General features: G+C 72.3%; 17 protein-coding genes. 10 read left to right on the forward strand and 7 right to left on the reverse strand.

The genetic code is table 11. The features are described from left to right. The first annotated feature begins 41 nt into the window (after window positions 1–41). Together J0911_RS10705 and J0911_RS10710 are read left to right on the forward strand one after the other, a co-directional pair. The gene (locus J0911_RS10705; RefSeq protein ID WP_207275453.1) at window positions 42–1,277 is read left to right on the forward strand and encodes an MFS transporter; all 1,236 of its coding nucleotides are present in this window, start codon (window positions 42–44) and stop codon (window positions 1,275–1,277) included. A 29-nt stretch (window positions 1,278–1,306) separates the two neighbouring features. Then, window positions 1,307–2,302 carry a Gfo/Idh/MocA family protein gene (locus tag J0911_RS10710; protein ID WP_207275454.1) on the forward strand — a complete coding sequence of 332 codons (996 nt, stop codon included), beginning with the start codon at window positions 1,307–1,309 and terminating at the stop codon, window positions 2,300–2,302. Window positions 2,303–2,432: 130 nt separating this feature from the next. On the opposite strand, the gene J0911_RS10715 is transcribed toward J0911_RS10710, so the two are convergent. Beyond that, the gene (locus J0911_RS10715; protein ID WP_207275455.1) at window positions 2,433–4,049 is read right to left on the reverse strand and encodes an amidohydrolase; all 1,617 of its coding nucleotides are present in this window, start codon (window positions 4,047–4,049) and stop codon (window positions 2,433–2,435) included. A 184-nt stretch (window positions 4,050–4,233) separates the two neighbouring features. On the opposite strand from J0911_RS10715, the gene J0911_RS10720 reads away from it, so the two are divergent. From J0911_RS10720 to J0911_RS10735, 4 genes are all read left to right on the forward strand, one after another. Continuing rightward, a complete protein-coding gene (locus J0911_RS10720) occupies window positions 4,234–5,028 on the forward strand; it encodes an amino acid ABC transporter substrate-binding protein (protein WP_207275456.1) in 795 nt (264 codons plus the stop codon). Beyond that, window positions 5,029–5,691: an amino acid ABC transporter permease gene (locus tag J0911_RS10725; protein ID WP_207275457.1), complete on the forward strand. Its 663-nt coding sequence runs from the start codon at window positions 5,029–5,031 to the stop codon at window positions 5,689–5,691. Further along, window positions 5,678–6,571, forward strand: a complete 894-nt coding sequence (locus J0911_RS10730; protein WP_278186789.1) for an amino acid ABC transporter ATP-binding protein — start codon at window positions 5,678–5,680, stop codon at window positions 6,569–6,571. Before J0911_RS10725 ends, J0911_RS10730 begins: the two co-directional genes overlap by 14 nt. Window positions 6,572–6,746: 175 nt before the next feature. Next, on the forward strand, window positions 6,747–7,190 hold the full coding sequence (locus tag J0911_RS10735) for a DNA-directed RNA polymerase subunit alpha C-terminal domain-containing protein (protein ID WP_207275458.1): 444 nt from the start codon (window positions 6,747–6,749) through the stop codon (window positions 7,188–7,190). A 29-nt stretch (window positions 7,191–7,219) separates the two neighbouring features. Here the strand turns inward: J0911_RS10735 and J0911_RS10740 are convergent, their stop codons facing one another. Continuing rightward, window positions 7,220–8,281 (reverse strand): helix-turn-helix domain-containing protein, encoded by a 1,062-nt coding sequence (locus J0911_RS10740; RefSeq protein WP_207275459.1) that lies wholly within the window; start codon window positions 8,279–8,281, stop codon window positions 7,220–7,222. Window positions 8,282–8,379: 98 nt separating this feature from the next. On the opposite strand from J0911_RS10740, the gene J0911_RS10745 reads away from it, so the two are divergent. Beyond that, entirely contained in the window at window positions 8,380–9,126 is a 747-nt protein-coding gene (locus J0911_RS10745; protein ID WP_207275460.1) for a class I SAM-dependent methyltransferase, read from the forward strand. Between the two features lie 67 nt (window positions 9,127–9,193). Here J0911_RS10745 and J0911_RS10750 read toward each other — a convergent pair whose 3' ends face one another. Both J0911_RS10750 and J0911_RS10755 read right to left on the reverse strand, forming a co-directional pair. Continuing rightward, window positions 9,194–9,925, reverse strand: a complete 732-nt coding sequence (locus J0911_RS10750; protein ID WP_207275461.1) for a VOC family protein — start codon at window positions 9,923–9,925, stop codon at window positions 9,194–9,196. Window positions 9,926–10,057: 132 nt separating this feature from the next. After that, the gene (locus J0911_RS10755) at window positions 10,058–10,426 is read right to left on the reverse strand and encodes an ArsR/SmtB family transcription factor (RefSeq protein WP_207275462.1); all 369 of its coding nucleotides are present in this window, start codon (window positions 10,424–10,426) and stop codon (window positions 10,058–10,060) included. 81 nt (window positions 10,427–10,507) lie between these two features. On the opposite strand from J0911_RS10755, the gene J0911_RS10760 reads away from it, so the two are divergent. Then, window positions 10,508–11,962, forward strand: a complete 1,455-nt coding sequence (locus tag J0911_RS10760; protein ID WP_207275463.1) for an FAD-dependent oxidoreductase — start codon at window positions 10,508–10,510, stop codon at window positions 11,960–11,962. A gap of 92 nt (window positions 11,963–12,054) precedes the next feature. On the opposite strand, the gene J0911_RS10765 is transcribed toward J0911_RS10760, so the two are convergent. The 3 genes from J0911_RS10765 to J0911_RS10775 all read right to left on the reverse strand — a co-directional run bounded on the left by J0911_RS10765 (window position 12,055) and on the right by J0911_RS10775 (window position 14,435). Further along, entirely contained in the window at window positions 12,055–12,795 is a 741-nt protein-coding gene (locus J0911_RS10765) for an aquaporin (protein ID WP_207275522.1), read from the reverse strand. 62 nt (window positions 12,796–12,857) lie between these two features. Further along, window positions 12,858–13,271: an arsenate reductase ArsC gene (locus tag J0911_RS10770; protein WP_207275464.1), complete on the reverse strand. Its 414-nt coding sequence runs from the start codon at window positions 13,269–13,271 to the stop codon at window positions 12,858–12,860. 99 nt (window positions 13,272–13,370) lie between these two features. After that, entirely contained in the window at window positions 13,371–14,435 is a 1,065-nt protein-coding gene (locus J0911_RS10775; protein WP_207275465.1) for a metalloregulator ArsR/SmtB family transcription factor, read from the reverse strand. A gap of 101 nt (window positions 14,436–14,536) precedes the next feature. On the opposite strand from J0911_RS10775, the gene J0911_RS10780 reads away from it, so the two are divergent. Together J0911_RS10780 and J0911_RS10785 are read left to right on the forward strand one after the other, a co-directional pair. After that, a complete protein-coding gene (locus tag J0911_RS10780) occupies window positions 14,537–15,037 on the forward strand; it encodes a PH domain-containing protein (protein WP_207275466.1) in 501 nt (166 codons plus the stop codon). 83 nt (window positions 15,038–15,120) lie between these two features. Beyond that, window positions 15,121–15,834, forward strand: a complete 714-nt coding sequence (locus J0911_RS10785) for an MOSC domain-containing protein (RefSeq protein ID WP_207275467.1) — start codon at window positions 15,121–15,123, stop codon at window positions 15,832–15,834. Window positions 15,835–15,856 lie beyond the last annotated feature (22 nt).

The raw sequence follows: 15,856 nt of genomic DNA on the forward strand, positions 1-15,856 counted from the left end.
CCAAGAAAACGCTTGCGGCGATGTGCCACACTATCGAATCGATGCGATCGAACCTGGTGCCCCCGGCCGTTCCGGCGCCCTCCCCCGAGCAAGTGGCCCTTCAGCGCCGGGCCGTCGTGGCGCTGATCGCCCTCTCCACGTCGGCCTTCATGTTCGTGACGGCGGAGAACCTTCCCGGGGGCCTGCTCACGATCATGGCCAGGGACCTGGAGCGCACCACATCACAGGTGGGGCTGCTGGTGACCGCGTACGCGGCCGTCGTCGTGGTCGCGACCGTGCCGCTGGCCCAGCTCACGCGGCGGCTCGGCCGGCGCGCCGTCCTCGCGGGAACGACGGCGGTCTGCGCCGTGGGCCTGACCTGGTCCGCGTTCGCGGTCGGCTACCCCGACCTGCTCGCGTCGCGCGTGGTGACGGCACTGGGACAGGCGCTGTTCTGGGCGATCGTCATGCCCGCCGCGGCGAGCATGTTCCCCCGCGAGGTGCGTGGCAAAATGATTGCCCGCCTCACGATCGGGAACTCTCTCGGTCCCATGCTCGGCGTGCCCTTCGGGACCTGGCTCGGGCAGCTGACCACCTGGCGCACGCCGTTCCTCGTCATGGCCGTGATCAGCGCGGTGGCGTGCGCGGCGATCCTGCTGACGATGCCGGACGCCTCCCAGGCCCGCGACGACACCTCCCGGGGTACGCATCCGGACCGGCGCCGTTTCGCGGTGCTGCTGGTGGTCACGCTTCTGCTGGTCACCGGGGCGTTCGCGTGGATCACGTTCATCACCCAGTTCCTGCTGGACGTGTCCGGGTTCGACGAACGGTGGCTGTCGTTGCTGCTGCTCGCCAGCGGGGCCGCCGGGCTCGTCGGGACGCTGCTGGCGGGCCTTGTCCTGGACCGGTGGCCCTGGTGGACGCTCGCCGGCGGCGCGGCGGGAGTCACGGTGTTCCTCCTGGTGCTCCAGGTGTTCGGCGGGGCGCCCGGGACGGCCGTGCTGGGCATGCTGTTGTTCGGCACGACCTTCAGCTTCGTCCCGCCGGTCGCGGCGCACCTGGCCATGCAGGTCGCCCCGGGGGCGACCGAGATGGCGACAGCCCTGTCCAGCGCGGTGTTCAACATCGGGATCGCCTCAGGCGCCGCGCTGGGGGCGTTCGTCGTCGCCACCTGGGGGCCGCGGTTCGTCCCGCTGGCCGGGGCTCTCTTCGTCCTCGCCGCGCTGGTCCTGACCCTGTGGGACATGCGCTACGTCCGCGGAGCGGCCCGTGGCCAGCGGGTGGAAGCGCATCCCTGACCGCTCCTGGCACCGTTACGCTCGCCTCCATGACACACCTGCGCTGGGGCATTCTCGCCACGGGCGGTATCGCCCACGCCTTCACCAGTGACCTCCTGGCCAACGGCTTCACCGTGCAGGCCGTGGGCTCGCGCTCCGCGAGCCGGGCACAAGCGTTCGCCGACGAGTTCGGCATCCCGCACGCGCACGGCTCGTACGAGGAACTCGTGGCGGACCCGGAGGTCGACATCGTCTATGTCGCCACCCCCCACCCCATGCACGCGGTCGATGCCGCGCTCGTGCTCGACGCCGGCAAGCACGTGCTCGTGGAGAAGCCGTTCACCCTGAACCGCCGCGAGGCCGAGGCCATCGCGGACCTCGCGGAGTCGAAGGGCCTTCTCGCGATGGAGGCGATGTGGACCCGCTACCTGCCGCACATGGTCCGCATCCGCGAGATCCTCGCCGCCGGCACGCTGGGGGAGGCACGTACCGTCATCGCGGAGCACTGCCAGGACCTCCCCGACGACCCGGCGCACCGCATCAACGCCCTGGAGCTCGGCGGTGGATCGCTGCTCGACCTGGGTATCTACCCGATCTCCTTCGCGTGGGACGTCTTCGGCGAACCGCTGACCATCCAGTCGCACGCCACGTTCAAGGAGACCGGCGCGGACGCCACCATCGCGACCATCTTCGGGTACGACGGCGGCCGCCTCGCCACCACCATCTCGGCGTCGGACACCCGTGGGCCGGTCACGGCGTCGATCCTCGGTACCGACGGGCGGATCGACATCGACCCCTGGTGGTTCACACCGACGTCGTTCCGGGTGTACGACGTCGACGGCACCGTCACGGAGGAGTTCTCCAGCGAGGGCACGGTCGCCGGACGCGGGATGCACTTCCAGGCGCTGGAGGCCGAGCGCCTGGTCGCCGAGGGCCGGACGGACGGGGACATCCTGCCGATCGGGGAGACGGTCGCGATCATGGGGACGCTCGACGAGATCCGGGCCCAGATCGGTCTCACCTACCCGGGCGAAACCACGAGCTAGAGCTTCGCCGGCCCCCCGGCAGCTGCCGGCTGCCCGCCGGGCGACGACCACGCCATCTCGCGGGTGTGGGAACGCAACCACCCCTCCGGGATGGCGTGGTCGTCGCGGCCGGCGTGGTCGTGGTCGTGGGTTAGAGCGCGCGGTGCGTCCACTCCCCGTCGAGGAGCGTGCCCGCCACCGGCATCGTGCGGAGCGCCTCCGAGATGTCGGACGGGTCGGCGGGCTGCACCAGGTAGTCCTGCTGCGCCCCGAGTCCGGGCATGTCACCGTCCAGGACGGCGAGGTCGGCCGGACCTCCTTCGCGGGGCGTGGTGCCGCGTCCGGCGGTCGACGCCTCGAGCGCCTGCTCCACGGTGAGCACCTGCTCGGGGTGCCAGGGCTCGCGGCCGCCGCGGGACCGGGTCACCGCCGAGGAGATGGCGAACCACGGGTCGAGACGGGCGACGGGCGCGTCCGAGCCGAGGGCGAGCGGCACGCCGGCCGCGGCGAGCGTGGCAAGCGGAAAGGCCCGGTCCGTACGGTCGGGCCAGAGCCCTTCCGCGACGTCGCGGTCGTCCATCGCGTGCTCGGGCTGGACGCTGGCCGTCACGCGACCCGCCGCGAACCGTTCGACGTCGGACCAGCGCACCAGCTGCGCGTGCTCGATGGAACCGCGGGCCCCCGTGATCTCGAAGGCGTCGAGCGCGAGAGCGTTGGCACGGTCGCCGATGGCATGGATGGCGCACGTGAGGCCGCCGTCGGTGGCGCGCTTCATGAGCAGCTGGAGCTCCTCGGGCGGCACGTTGAGCATGCCGTGCGCCTCCGGCCCTGCGGATCCCTCGTACGGGTCGAAGCAGCAGGCGGTGCGGGAGTTCAGCGAGCCGTCGCTGATCACCTTGAGCGACCCCATCTCGACGAGGCGCCTGCGCCGCGGCCCTGATCCCCGCGACCCGTCCGTCGTGCCGCGTGCCTCCCCTGTCCCGTGCAGCGGGTCCCCGGTACGCAGCCCCTCGGCCAGCGCCGCGTCGAGATCCCAGTACCAGACGCCCGCCCGGACACGCAGTCCTTCCCACCGCGGCACCCGACGGCGCCATGCGCCGATGTTGTCGTCCATGCCGAAGTCCACCACGCCCACCACGCCCCGTGCCGCGGCAGCCTGCGCAGCGCTCTGCACGAGGCGGTCCAGGGTGTCGCCCGACGGATGGTCCAGCTGCTCCGCGGGCAGCATCTCGTCCTCGAGGAGCAGCCCGGTCGGGTGCTCCAGTCCCAGCCGCCGCAGTCCCGCGGTGTTCACCCAGGCGGAGTGGAGGTCGAACGACAGCAGGACCACCGGCACGTCCCCGACGGCGTCGAGCATCTCCGCCGTCGGCGGCTCCGGCCAGGTCACCCAGTGCAGGCCGAAGCCGACGAGCGGTTCGTCGGCGTCGGCGGCGCCCTCGGCAGCACGCGTGTCGAGGGCATCCCTGACCAGACGGACCGCATGCTCGGCGGAGGTCGCGGGAGCGACGTCGAGCCGCCGGCGGACCAGTGCCCACTGCTCCATGTGCGTGTGCGCGTCCCACAGGCCCGGTAGCACCCATCGCCCGTCGAGGTCCACGATCTCGGGGGCGGCCGGGCGCGGCCCGGCAGCCGACTCCGAGCGCCCACCGTGCCCGGTGCCGGCGGAGGACGAGGGCACGATCCGTGCGATCGTGCCGGCCGATATCTGGATGTCGACGAGATGCTCCGCGCCCGGGACGCGGGCGCGGGAGAGGATCAGACTGGTCACGAGCCCAAGGTAAGCCCCGGCCGGTGAGGGGGCGTGATCCTGGCGCGTGACGGCTCTCACGGCGGCGCGCGGGAGGAACGCTCCCGACGATCGTTACTGTGGATGGCAACCATCCGTGGACCTGATGCGAGGCTGCGGAGAGCGCGCGGTAACATCCGCGCACCGACGATCCGAAAGGTCCGACATGACCCGCTCCCGTGCATTCGCCACCGTCGCTGCCGCCTCGGTGGCCCTTCTGGCGCTCGGCGCGTGCTCGTCCGGCGGCTCCGGGGACGACGACGGCGGCCTCGGGCTGGTCACCGATGGCACGCTCACCGTCGCGACCGAGGGTACGTACCGGCCGTTCAGCTACCACGACGACTCGGGTGAGCTCGTCGGGTACGACGTGGAGGTGGCGGAGGCGGTCGCCGGGAAGCTGGGCCTCGAGGTCGAGTTCGCCGAGACGCAGTGGGACGCGATCTTCGCCGGGCTCGACGCGGGCCGGTTCGACACCATCGCCAACCAGGTGACGATCACTCCGGAGCGCGAGGAGCAGTACGCGTTCAGCGCGCCCTACACGGTGTCGCGCGGGGCGGTCGTCGTGACGGAGGACAACGACGACATCAGCTCGTTCGACGACCTCGCGGGCAGGACGACGGCGCAGTCCCTGACGAGCAACTGGCGTGACCTCGCCGAGGAGTCCGGCGCCGAGATCGAGAACGTCGAGGGCTGGGCCCAGTCGATCTCGCTGCTGCGGGACGGCCGCGTGGACGCCACGATCAACGACACGCTCACCTACCTCGACTACGTGAACGAGAACGGTGAGTCCGGGCTGAAGATCGCGGCCGAGACGGACGAGACCTCCGAGTCGGCGTTCGTGGTGACCCCGGAGCGCGAGGCGCTCGCCGAGGAGATCACCGGAGCCCTGGAGGAGCTGCGTGCGGAGGGCACGCTCGCCGAGCTCAGCGAGAAGTACTTCGGCGACGACGTCTCCGAGTAAGTGGACTGGGAACTCGCCCGGGACGCGTTCTGGCCCATCCTGTCCGGGGGGCTGACCGGAACGATCCCGCTGACGTTCGTCTCGTTCGCGATCGGCCTGGTGATCGCCGTCATCGTGGCCCTGCTGCGGTTGTCGCCGAACGTGGTCCTGGCCGGGATCGGTACCGCCTACGTCTCGGTGATCCGCGGCACGCCGCTGCTGGTGCAGCTCTTCATCGTGTTCTACGGCCTGCCGAACCTGGGCGTCGTCGTCGACCCGTGGCCGAGCGCGATCATCGCGTTCTCGCTGAACGTCGGCGGCTACGCCGCCGAGATCGTGCGGGCCGCGATCCTCTCCGTGCCCCGCGGGCAGTGGGAGGCCGGGTACACGATCGGCATGGGGACCGCGCGCACCCTGCGCCGGATCGTGCTGCCCCAGGCGGCGCGGGTGTCGGTGCCGCCGTTGTCGAACACGTTCATCTCACTGGTCAAGGACACGTCGCTGGCCTCGACGATCCTGGTCACCGAGCAGTTCCGCAAGGCACAGGAGATCGCCGCGAGCAACACCGACCAGTTCATGCTGCTCTACCTCGAGGCGGCGCTGATCTACTGGATCTTCTGCACCGTGCTCGCTGCCGGGCAGAGCGCGATCGAGAAGAGGCTGGACCGCTATGTCGCCCACTGACGGAACCGTCGCCGGGCCGGGAGAACCCGGCGACGTGCTGGAACCCGGCTACGAGTCCCGGCCCGGCACGCCCTTGCTCACCGTGCGGGGCCTGCACAAGTCGTTCGGGGACAACCACGTGCTGCGGGGTATCGACCTCGACGTCCGCCGGGGCAGCGTCACCGCCCTGATCGGCCCGTCGGGCTCCGGCAAGACGACACTGCTGCGGTCGTTGAACGGCCTGGCCATGCCCGACGCCGGAACGATCACCGCCGCGCCGTCCCCGGCGCCCGACGGCGACGCACACGGCGACGTCGCCCGGCCGGGGCGGCGGGACCCGTTGGTGCTCGACTTCTCCCGGAAGGTCACCAAGCAGCAGCGGTTCGCACTCCGCGACCGGTCGGCGATGGTGTTCCAGCTGCACAACCTGTTCCCCCACCGGACCGTGCTCCAGAACGTCATCGAGGGACCGGTCCAGGTGCGGCGGGTGCCGCGCGCGGAGGCCGTCTCGCGCGCGACCGCGTTGCTGGAGCGGGTAGGCCTGGCCGAGAAATGCGACGCCTACCCGCACGAGCTGTCCGGCGGCCAGCAGCAGCGGGTCGGGATCGTGCGCGCCCTCGCGCTGCGGCCGGAGCTGCTGCTGTTCGACGAGCCGACCTCGGCGCTGGACCCGGAGCTCGTCGGCGAGGTGCTGGCCGTGATGAAGGAGCTCGCGGACGAGGGATGGACCATGGTGGTGGTCACCCATGAACTGCAGTTCGCCCGGGCGGTGGCGGACGAGGTCCTGTTCCTCGACGGCGGCGTGGTCGTGGAGCGTGGCGTCCCGGAACGGCTGTTCCGGGACCCGCGCGAGGAACGCACGCGACGGTTCCTGCACCGGCTCCTGCACCCGATCGAGTGAGCGGGTGACGAACGGCCTCCTGGTGTCACGCCCGAGGTCCGGCGGACATTGCGAACTTCACCCACTCCGAGTGGGTGAAGTTCGACGATTTTCGTGTCGCACCGCCGGATAACCTGGTGAGGTTGGGGATGCTAGAACCAGACCCCACGACGCGAGATGGCATCCAGGAACCTGAATGACTGAAGCAGCAGCGCCCGAGACGCCGCCCACTCTGCTGTGGACGGACGCGTTCCCCTGGCTCGTCGGCGTCGCCGGCCTCGACGCGAACGAGCCCGATCCCCGCTGGTCGGAACCGATCGCCGCCACTCCGGAGCCCGAGGTGCCCGCGGTCGCACTGGAGGTGGCCAAGCTGGCCATCCAGCACCGGCCCACCAGCCACATCGGATCGGTGTTCCCCCGCCTGCCCGCCGAGCTGAGCCTCAACAACCTCGACCTTCCGTCGCGGCAGCGGAACGTCCTGCGGCGCCACGGTCTCGAGACGGCGAGCGATCTGCGTACCGTCACCGTCACCGAACTGCTCACGTCCTGGTCGGTGGGACCACGGGTGCTGGAGGGAATCTTCACGGCCCTCGTGGAGGAGTCCCTCGCCGCGACCATGAGCGGCGCCGCGGCGGACTGACTCCTGGCGTCACGGGCCCACGCTCGCCGTCAGGCACTCCGGCGTTCGCGCCGCCAGCGGTCCGGGGTCGTCCCGTAGCGGCGACGGAAGCGCCGGCCGAGGTATGCCCCGTCGGTCAGTCCCGTGCGAGCGGCGACGACGCCGAGCGGCAGGTCGGTCTCGAGAAGCAGACGCCGTACCTCGGTGAGGCGGCGTTCACTGAGCCATTCGCCCACGGTACGGCCGGACCGCTCACGGACGACGGTGGTCAGGTGGCCGGGCGTGTAACCCAGCGCGCGGGCCACGTCGCCGGCGGACACCGAGTCGCGGAACATCTTCTCCACCTGGTCGAACACCCGCATCAGCAAGGGGTCCGGCGGTGTCGCGGGGAGTCCGGGCGCCAGTCGGGCCGCGGCGACCAGGATGCGGGTCAGGCCGGCCACCATGGCCTCCGGGGCGCCGGTCCGCCCGGGGTGCGCGCTCTCCTCGGTCAGGTCCTCGAACCAGCCGCGCCAGCGGTCCCGTTCCGACTCGGGCACCGAGGCGACGTCGCGCCGTGACCGGTCGAGGCGGTGTCGCGCGTCCGCCGTACCGTCGCGGCCCTGCGGCGCCTGGCCGGTCGAGACGGGGTCACCCTCCGCCCGTGAGAAGACGCGCAGAAGCGGGTGCACGTCCCAGACCAGTGGCGAGATGGAGGCGAGGGCAGGTACGACGTCGGGCAGGAAGTGCACCGACCACGCGAGGTCGTGCTCGGCGGCCGGCGCGTCGCCGGGCTCGATCGCCCGGCCGGGTGCGACACCGAGCACATCGCCGTCCCGCAGGGTGTGGCCGGCCCCGTCGATCCGGACCTCGGCCCGGCCGCGGTGGACGTGGACAAGCACGTGGAAGTCGTGAATGTGGCGGCGGGCGGGCGGTGCGGCGTCCGGACGTCCGTCGGTCCGGTGCCCGCCGGGTCCCATACGGACCACGCCGACGGACGGCACGCCCGGCCGCTGGGCGTAGCCGTACACGGGTGTGCCGTCGGAGCGCACCCGGAGCAGGCGGGTGTCACGCGCGGGCGGTGTTCCGTCCCGCGTCCCGGACTCCGGGGCGACGCCCGAGGAATCTCCCATACCCCCGAAGTTCCGTCCTGCCGGGCCGCCGGAGGGCGGCGGATGCTGTTCAGGAAGCACCCCAGGACTATCACGCCCCGGCCACGGAGGACAGCATCATGAGCACGCCACCCGACGTCCGCATCGTCGACGGCACCGACCCGGAGACCGCCGGCCGCGCCTTCCTGCCCGGCCTGGGGAAGCACTGGCTGACACCGCTCTTCGACGTCACCGCCCGTCTGTTCCGCATGCGCCGCCGGTATGCCCGCACGGTCGAACTGGCGGGCATCCGGAACGGTGAGTCCGTGCTCGACGTCGGCTGTGGCACCGGTGGCCTCCTGCTCGCCGTTCTCGACGCCGTCCCGGGCGCTCGCGTCACGGGACTGGACCCGGACTCGCGGGCGCTGGAACTCGCCGCTCGCAAGCTCCGGCGGGCCGGTCGCGGGGCGACCCTGGTGCGGGGCTTCGCTGACCGGCTGCCGGCTGACGACGGCACCGTGGACCACGTGATCTCGTCCATGGCACTGCACCACGTGCCGGACACCGAGCGCCCGGCGTTCGCCCGTGAGGTGGTGCGGGTGCTACGGCCGGGTGGACGAGTCACCATCTTGGACGTGGTCGGCGGTGGAGAGCCCGGGGCCGGGGACCATGGCGACGCCCACCACGGCGGCGGGCCGGGCCATCTGTGGAAGCACCTGACCGCCCCGCTCCGCCCGCGGAGCGAGACCGGTCAGGTCGCTGCCGGACCCCTCGGCGCCGGCATCCCGGGCCTCCTGGCCGACGCGGGCCTCGAGAACGCCCGCGAACTCGCCCACGAGGAGGGGCCCATGGGCCGCCTCAGCTACGTCCGGGCCACCGCCGGGTAGCGCGCACCCGCCCGCGAGGCTCGTGCCGCGGCCCGGAGGCCCCCCGGCCCGCAGCTCGGTCCTCGGCTCATTCCTCGTTCAGGCACAGGCAGAACGGGTGACCGGCAGGGTCGGCGAACACACGGAACGTCTCGCCGTTGTCCGGCAGCCGGGTCGCGCCGAGCGCGAGCGTGGCTTCCTCCGCGGCGTCGAGATCGTCGACGAACACGTCCAGATGGCCCTGCTGCGGCCGTGCCGGATCCGGCCAGGCGGGCGGCGTGTAGTTCTCGACCTGCTGGAACAGGAGCGGTCGGTCGCCGCCGGTCATCGCCATCCCGTCCTGGTCGTAGACCACCGGCTCGCCGATCAGGGCGGACCAGAACCGCGCGGCGGCGTGCGAGTCCGGGACGTCGAAAGTCAGGCCCATGACCGTGGTGCCGGGGTTGTCCTCGGCGACGCAGAGGTCGAACGGGTGACCCGCGGGGTCCGCGAGCGTCGTCCACTCCGCGCTCTCCCGCAGCACCGTCGCTCCACGCGCCACGGCGGCCTGCGTCGCGGCGGCCACGTCCGGCGTGCGGAGGTCCAGGTGAACCTGCTGCGGACGGTCCTGTCCCGGCCAGTTCGGCGGGACGAGGTCGGGCGCGAACTGGAAGTCCAGCGCCCAGCCGTCTGATGTCCGGGTCGATACCCAGTCGTCGTCCTCCCGCACGACCTTCCCGCTGGTCATCGCCGTCCAGAAGCGCGCCGATGCGGACAGGTCCGGTACGTCGAGGACCACCGAACCCATGCGGGCGATCCCGGGCCGTCGTGTCTCGGTCATGATGACTCCCTCCGTCGGCACCAGCATGCCCCGGCTGTCTGACACTCGCCGTGTGCGCGTACCGGGGCCACGGCACGCGTCCACACCGCCCGAGGCAGGGGCCGTGCGTGACCGTCGGCCGTGCCGCCGGCCTCAGGGCACCGTCGACTCCGTCAGGAGCGCGCCCAGGCGATCGAGGGCACCCGGGACCACCGCGTAGTACGCCCACCTGCCTCGCTTCTCCCGGGTGAGCAGGCCGGCGTCGACCAGGATCTTCAGGTGGTGGCTCACCGTCGGCTGGGCCAGTCCCACCGGTTCGGTGAGGTCGCAGACGCACGCCTCGGCACCCTCGTGGGCCGCGACGAGCGAGAGCAGCTGGACACGCGCCGGGTCCCCGAGCGCCTTGAAGGTGCGGGCGAGGTCGGCGGCGGCAGCAGGCCGGATTCCCTCGCGGACGAGAGGGGCGCAGCATGCCGCGTCTTTTCCGGGCCGCTCCGTGAGAGTGAGTTCCGCGGTGCTCATGGCACCATCTTGTCACGCATCGAAGTTTATGGATATGTTGGCCGTGCATCCATCGACCACCTTCGATCAAAGGGAGTGGACATGACCGAGACGCCCCGCCAGGAACTTCCCGTCGTCGTCATCGGGGCCGGACCGACGGGACTGGCCGCCGCCGCGCACCTCCTGGAGCGCGGACTGGAGCCGCTCGTCCTGGAAGCCGGACGCGGTCCCGGTGCCGCCGTCGCGGACTGGGGCCATGTCCGTCTCTTCTCACCGTGGCGGTACGACATCGATCGCGCGGCACGCCGTCTGCTCACGTCCTCCGGCACCGGACCCGGTGGCTGGAAGGAGCCGGACCCCGACGCCCTTCCCACCGGTGCCGATCTGGTCGAGCACTACCTCGCACCCCTCGCCCGGGCCCTCGGCGACCGCGTCCGGTTCGGCACCCGGGTCCGCGCCGTGACGCGCCAGGGCGCCGACCGCACCCGGACGCCGGGCCGTGAGCGCCGGCCCTGGCTCGTCCGGACGGACGCCGGTGACCTGCTCGCGAATGCCGTGATCGACGCCTCCGGGACGTACGGCAACCCGAACCCCCTCGGCGCCTCCGGCCTGCCCGCGGCCGGTGAGAGGGAGGCCGGCGAGTTCCTTGCCGGCGCGCTTCCCGACGTCCTCGGGCGGGACAGGCAGCGCTTCGCCGGACGTCACACCCTCGTGGTCGGCATGGGGCACTCGGCGGCGAACACGCTGCTCGGCCTGGTGGAACTCGCCGAGCAGGAGCCGGGAACCCGGATCACCTGGCTGATCCGGGCCGGCTCGCCCCGCCGGCTCTACGGCGGCGGCTCCGACGACCAGCTCCCGGCACGTGGCCTGCTCGGAACACGCCTGCGCGACGCGGTCGAGAGCGGTCGCGTCACCCTCGTCACGCGCGCGGCCGTCGACGCCCTCTCGCCCCTGCCCGCCGGGGAGGCCGTCCGGGTCGTGGGATCCGGCCGGCGCGACGGCGTCGACGGTCCGCTGGAGCTGGTGGTCGACACCATCGCGGCCGCCACCGGCTTCCGTCCGGACCTCGACATGCTGCGCGAGGTGCGACTCGAGCTCGACCCCGTGGTCGAGGCACCGCGCCGGATCGCGCCGCTCATCGACCCCAACCACCACTCCTGCGGTACCGTCCCACCGCACGGCGAGAGCGAGCTCGCCCATCCCGACGACGGGTTCTACCTCGTCGGCACGAAGTCCTACGGCCGCGCCCCGACGTTCCTCCTCGCGACGGGCTACGAGCAGGTCCGGTCCATCGCGGCGGCGCTCGCCGGCGACCGTGCCGCCGCCGACGACGTCCGGCTCGAGCTCCCGCAGACGGGTGTGTGCTCCTCCGACCTCGCCCTGCGGGCAGGAGACGACGGCACGGTCACGCCGGAGGCGCTGGAGGCCGCCCGGACGGAGGTCGACTCCTGCTGTGCCGTCCCGGTGTCACCGCAGCCGATCACGATCGGCGCGCCGCCGGAACGGGATGAGCTCGGCTTCGCCACGGGAGTCGTCCACGGCCGGTCCGCCGACTGACGGGGCGGCCTGTGGCGAGCGGTCGGCCGGACGACGCGCGAGGTCCGCGCGAACGCCCGGCCGACCGCTCGACGGCCTCCGGCCGCCCGGGGTCACCCCTCGCGACGGACCGGGAACAACACCGCCGCCAGTCCGACGGCGAGCGCGCCGCCCACGAGCTGGGCGGCGATGAAGGGCAGCACCGACCCCGGCGCGATGCCGGCGAAGGTGTCGCTGAACATCCGGCCGACGGTCACGGCGGGGTTCGCGAACGACGTCGACGACGTGAACCAGTACGCCGCCCCGATGTAGGAGCCGACGGCGGCGGGTACCCATGCCTCCCGCCCGGAACGGACCAGCCCGAGGATCACGAGGACGAGCCCGGTGGTGGCCACGACCTCGGCCAGCAGCTGCGGGGCCGTGGCCCGGCCGGTCACCGCGAGCCCGCCTGGCACGCCGAACATGGCGTTCGCCAGGACGGCACCGGCGATCCCTCCTGCGACCTGCGCCACGAGATAGGCCGCGACGCGGACGAGCCGGGCCGGAGCGGCCGTTCCGCCGTCCCCGGGCGCGCCCGTGTCACGCGCCGTGAACCAGTCGACCAGGGTCACCACGGGATTGAGGTGCGCGCCGCTCACCGGGCCGAGCACCGCGATCAGGACGGCGAGCCCGAGAGTCGTCGCCAGGCTGTTCTCGAGGAGCCGCAAGCCGGGGTCGTCGGACAGCGCAGCCGCCGTGATACCGGAGCCCACGACGATCGCGACGAGCAGGCCGGTACCGAGCGCCTCGGCGACGGCACGCCGCCAGAGCGCGAGCGGGGCCGGGCCGGTGCGCGGCGGGGGAGATGCCGCCACCCGCTCGACCGGGCCGTCGGCCGACCCGCCCGAGTGGTCGGCCGCGAGGATATCCGGCGGTGTCACGCCACGGCCTCCACGCCCAGCTCCGCGATCAGCGTCCGGACGCGCTTCTCGATCTCGTCGCGGATGGGCCGCACGGCGTCGATGCCCTGGCCGGCCGGGTCCTCGAGCGCCCAGTCCTCGTACCGCTTGCCCGGGAAGATCGGGCAGGCGTCGCCGCAGCCCATGGTGATCACCACGTCGGAGGCCTGCACGGCGTCCGTCGTCAGGATCTTGGGCCGCTCGGCGCGGATGTCGATGCCCTTCTCGAGCATGGCGTCCACGGCCACGGGGTTGATCTGCTCGGCGGGCTCCGACCCCGCCGAGCGGACCTCGACGGCGCCACCGGACAGCTCGCGCAGGAATCCCGCGGCCATCTGGGAACGGCCCGCGTTGTGAACGCAGACGAACAGGGCGGAGGGGGTGGTGCTCATGGGTGCTCCAGGTGATCTCGTAGGTCTCAGGCGGCCGGGCGGAGCCGTGCGCGCCCGTGGTGGGTGCGTTCTGGCAGGTGGTACGGGGAAGGGAACGTCTCAGGGGCGGGCGGGAGAGGGATCGGGGATCCGCACGGGCGCTCCTGGCACGATCTCCGCCAGCAGAGCCCGTACCCGACGGTCGAGCTCGTCCCGGATCGCCACCACGCCCGCCGGGGAGGCGAGGGCGGGATCGCCCACGACCCAGTCCTCGTACCGCTTCCCAGGCAGCACGGGGCAGGCGTCGCCGCAGCCCATGGTGATGACGACGTCGGCGGCCCGGACGGCGTCGTCGGTCAGCGGCTTGGGGAAGACGAGGTCGTCAGCACCGGACGCGTCGATCTCGGCGAGCAGTTCGCGGACGGTGTCGTGCACGTCGGGCGCGGGCGCCGATCCTGCGGACCGCACGACCACGCGGTCGCCCGCGTGGTGCGCCATGAGGGCGGCGGCGAGCTGCGAACGCCCCGCGTTCGCGACGCAGACGAACAGGACCTGGGGCGGGTGAGCGGCGCCGGGGTGCCGGACCGCTGTGGTGCCGTCGCCCCGTTCGCGCGCCTTGACCAGGTCGTCGAGGCGCTGGCGCGCGAAGTGCTCGGTCAGTGCCACCAGATGGGTCGGGATGCCGCCCCGGCGGGCCAGTGCCGCGTACGACTCGCGGACCACGTGCAGCGACTCCTCGGAGGTCGCCCCGGGGACGCGGGCGGCGAGGGACTCGGCAAGGCTGCTCAGTTCGTGGTCGACGTCGGTGAGGCCGGTGAGGTGGGGAGGCCTCCTGATGCCGACGGCGGACGGCGCGAACGTGTCCAGCAGGGTGGTGATCGCCCCCCGGTAGCCGGGCTCGATCCGGTAGAGCACGAAGGTGCCCCGGCGCTCCGAGGCGAGCAGCCCGACGTCGCGCAGGACCTTGAGGTGGTGCGACACGGTCGGCTGGGCGACGTCCGTCAACGTGGCGAGTTCGCCGGCCGACGTCTCGCCGTCGGGATCGGTGGCGATCGCGGACAGCATGCGCAACCGGAGCGGGTCCGCCAGCGCCTTGAGGGTGTGCGCGACGGCGTTCGCGGCGTCGGGGCCGATGGCGTGGCGCGCCGCGGCACCGCCGACGCCCGCCCGATCCTGTATCGACATGCTTCTATATTGGCATATGCCGATGCAGCCGTCGAGTCGGTCGGGCATCCTTCGGCCGGGCGCATTCCGCCCGGATTCTGATTCATGGCACTATGCCGCTCATGGGTCTTCGAGAAGAGCATCTCGCCGAGGGTGAGTCCGTCGTCCTGCGGCTGCGGACGCACCGCAAGGTGCTCCTGAAGCCGGTCGCCTGGATCGTGGTGCTCGTGGCCCTGGCCGTCGCGGCCTGGATCGCGGCACCGATGTTCGGCCTGCCGTCATGGGCCTCGTTGTTCGTGGCCGCCGTCGCCGCCCTGCTCGCGGTCGCGGCGACGGTGCCGCCGTACCTCAAGTGGCTCACCACCACCTACGTCATCACCAACCAGCGTGTGTCGCTGCGGACGGGAATCCTGACGCACACCGGGCGCGACATCCCGTTGTACCGGATCAACGACGTGACGTTCGAGAAGCAGCTCAACGACCGGCTGTTCGGCTGTGGAACGCTGGTGATCTCGGACGGTTCGGACCGGGACGGCATGGTGCTCGACGACGTGCCCGACGTCGAGCACGTGCAGCGCACTCTCCAGGACCTCGTGCGGAAGTCGGATCCGCGCGACAACTGACTCCGGCGCGCCGGGCCTCACACCGTTCCGGTGGCCTCGGGCCGATTGCGGCGGTCTGCCCCTGGACTGCCAGGATGTCCGCCATGGGTTCCATCCTTGCCGTCTGCCGCGTCCACCAGTTGCTGCCCGACCCCGGTTCCGTGGGCACCACCGCCATCGACAAGCGCCCCGTGGTCGGGCGGGTGAAGGCTCGCATGCTCGGGTTGTACGCGGACGTGCAGGCCGACCGTGTCCATCATGGCGGACCTGACCAGGCCGTGTACGCGTACGCCCAGGAGGACGCGGAGCACTGGGCGCACGAACTGGGCCGGGAGATCTCACCCGGCCTGTTCGGTGAGAACCTGCGGACCGCCGGTGTCGACGTGAGCACGGCGGTGGTGGGCGAACGGTGGCGCGTGGGCTCCGCGGTGCTCGAGGTCACCCAGCCGCGTACGCCCTGTTCGACGTTCCAGCGCCGCATGGGGGAGGAGCGCTGGGTGCGCCGTTTCACGGCGGCGAACCGGACCGGCGCGTACCTGCGTGTGGCCGAGGCGGGGGATATCGGGGCCGGGGACACGGTCGACGTCGTCCACGTGCCCGAGCACGGGGTGCGGATCGCGGACTGGTTCGCGGCCACGTACTCCGCGGCGCGGGGTGCCGTGCCACAGGACGGCGAGCTGGGCGATCCCGACCGCACGGGTCTCGCCGGGCTCGCCCGGCGCCTGCTCGCGGCCGAGGCCGCCGGGGAGTGCCGGCTCGGTGAGGAGATGCGGGGCCGGTGCCGGACGGCGGTCGCGTCCCTGGCCCCGGCCGGCTGACGCGACCGGGGCCGTCGTCACG

It is taken from the genome of Myceligenerans salitolerans (assembly GCF_017349295.1).
GTDB classification, from domain to species: Bacteria; Actinomycetota; Actinomycetes; order Actinomycetales; family Cellulomonadaceae; genus Myceligenerans; species Myceligenerans salitolerans.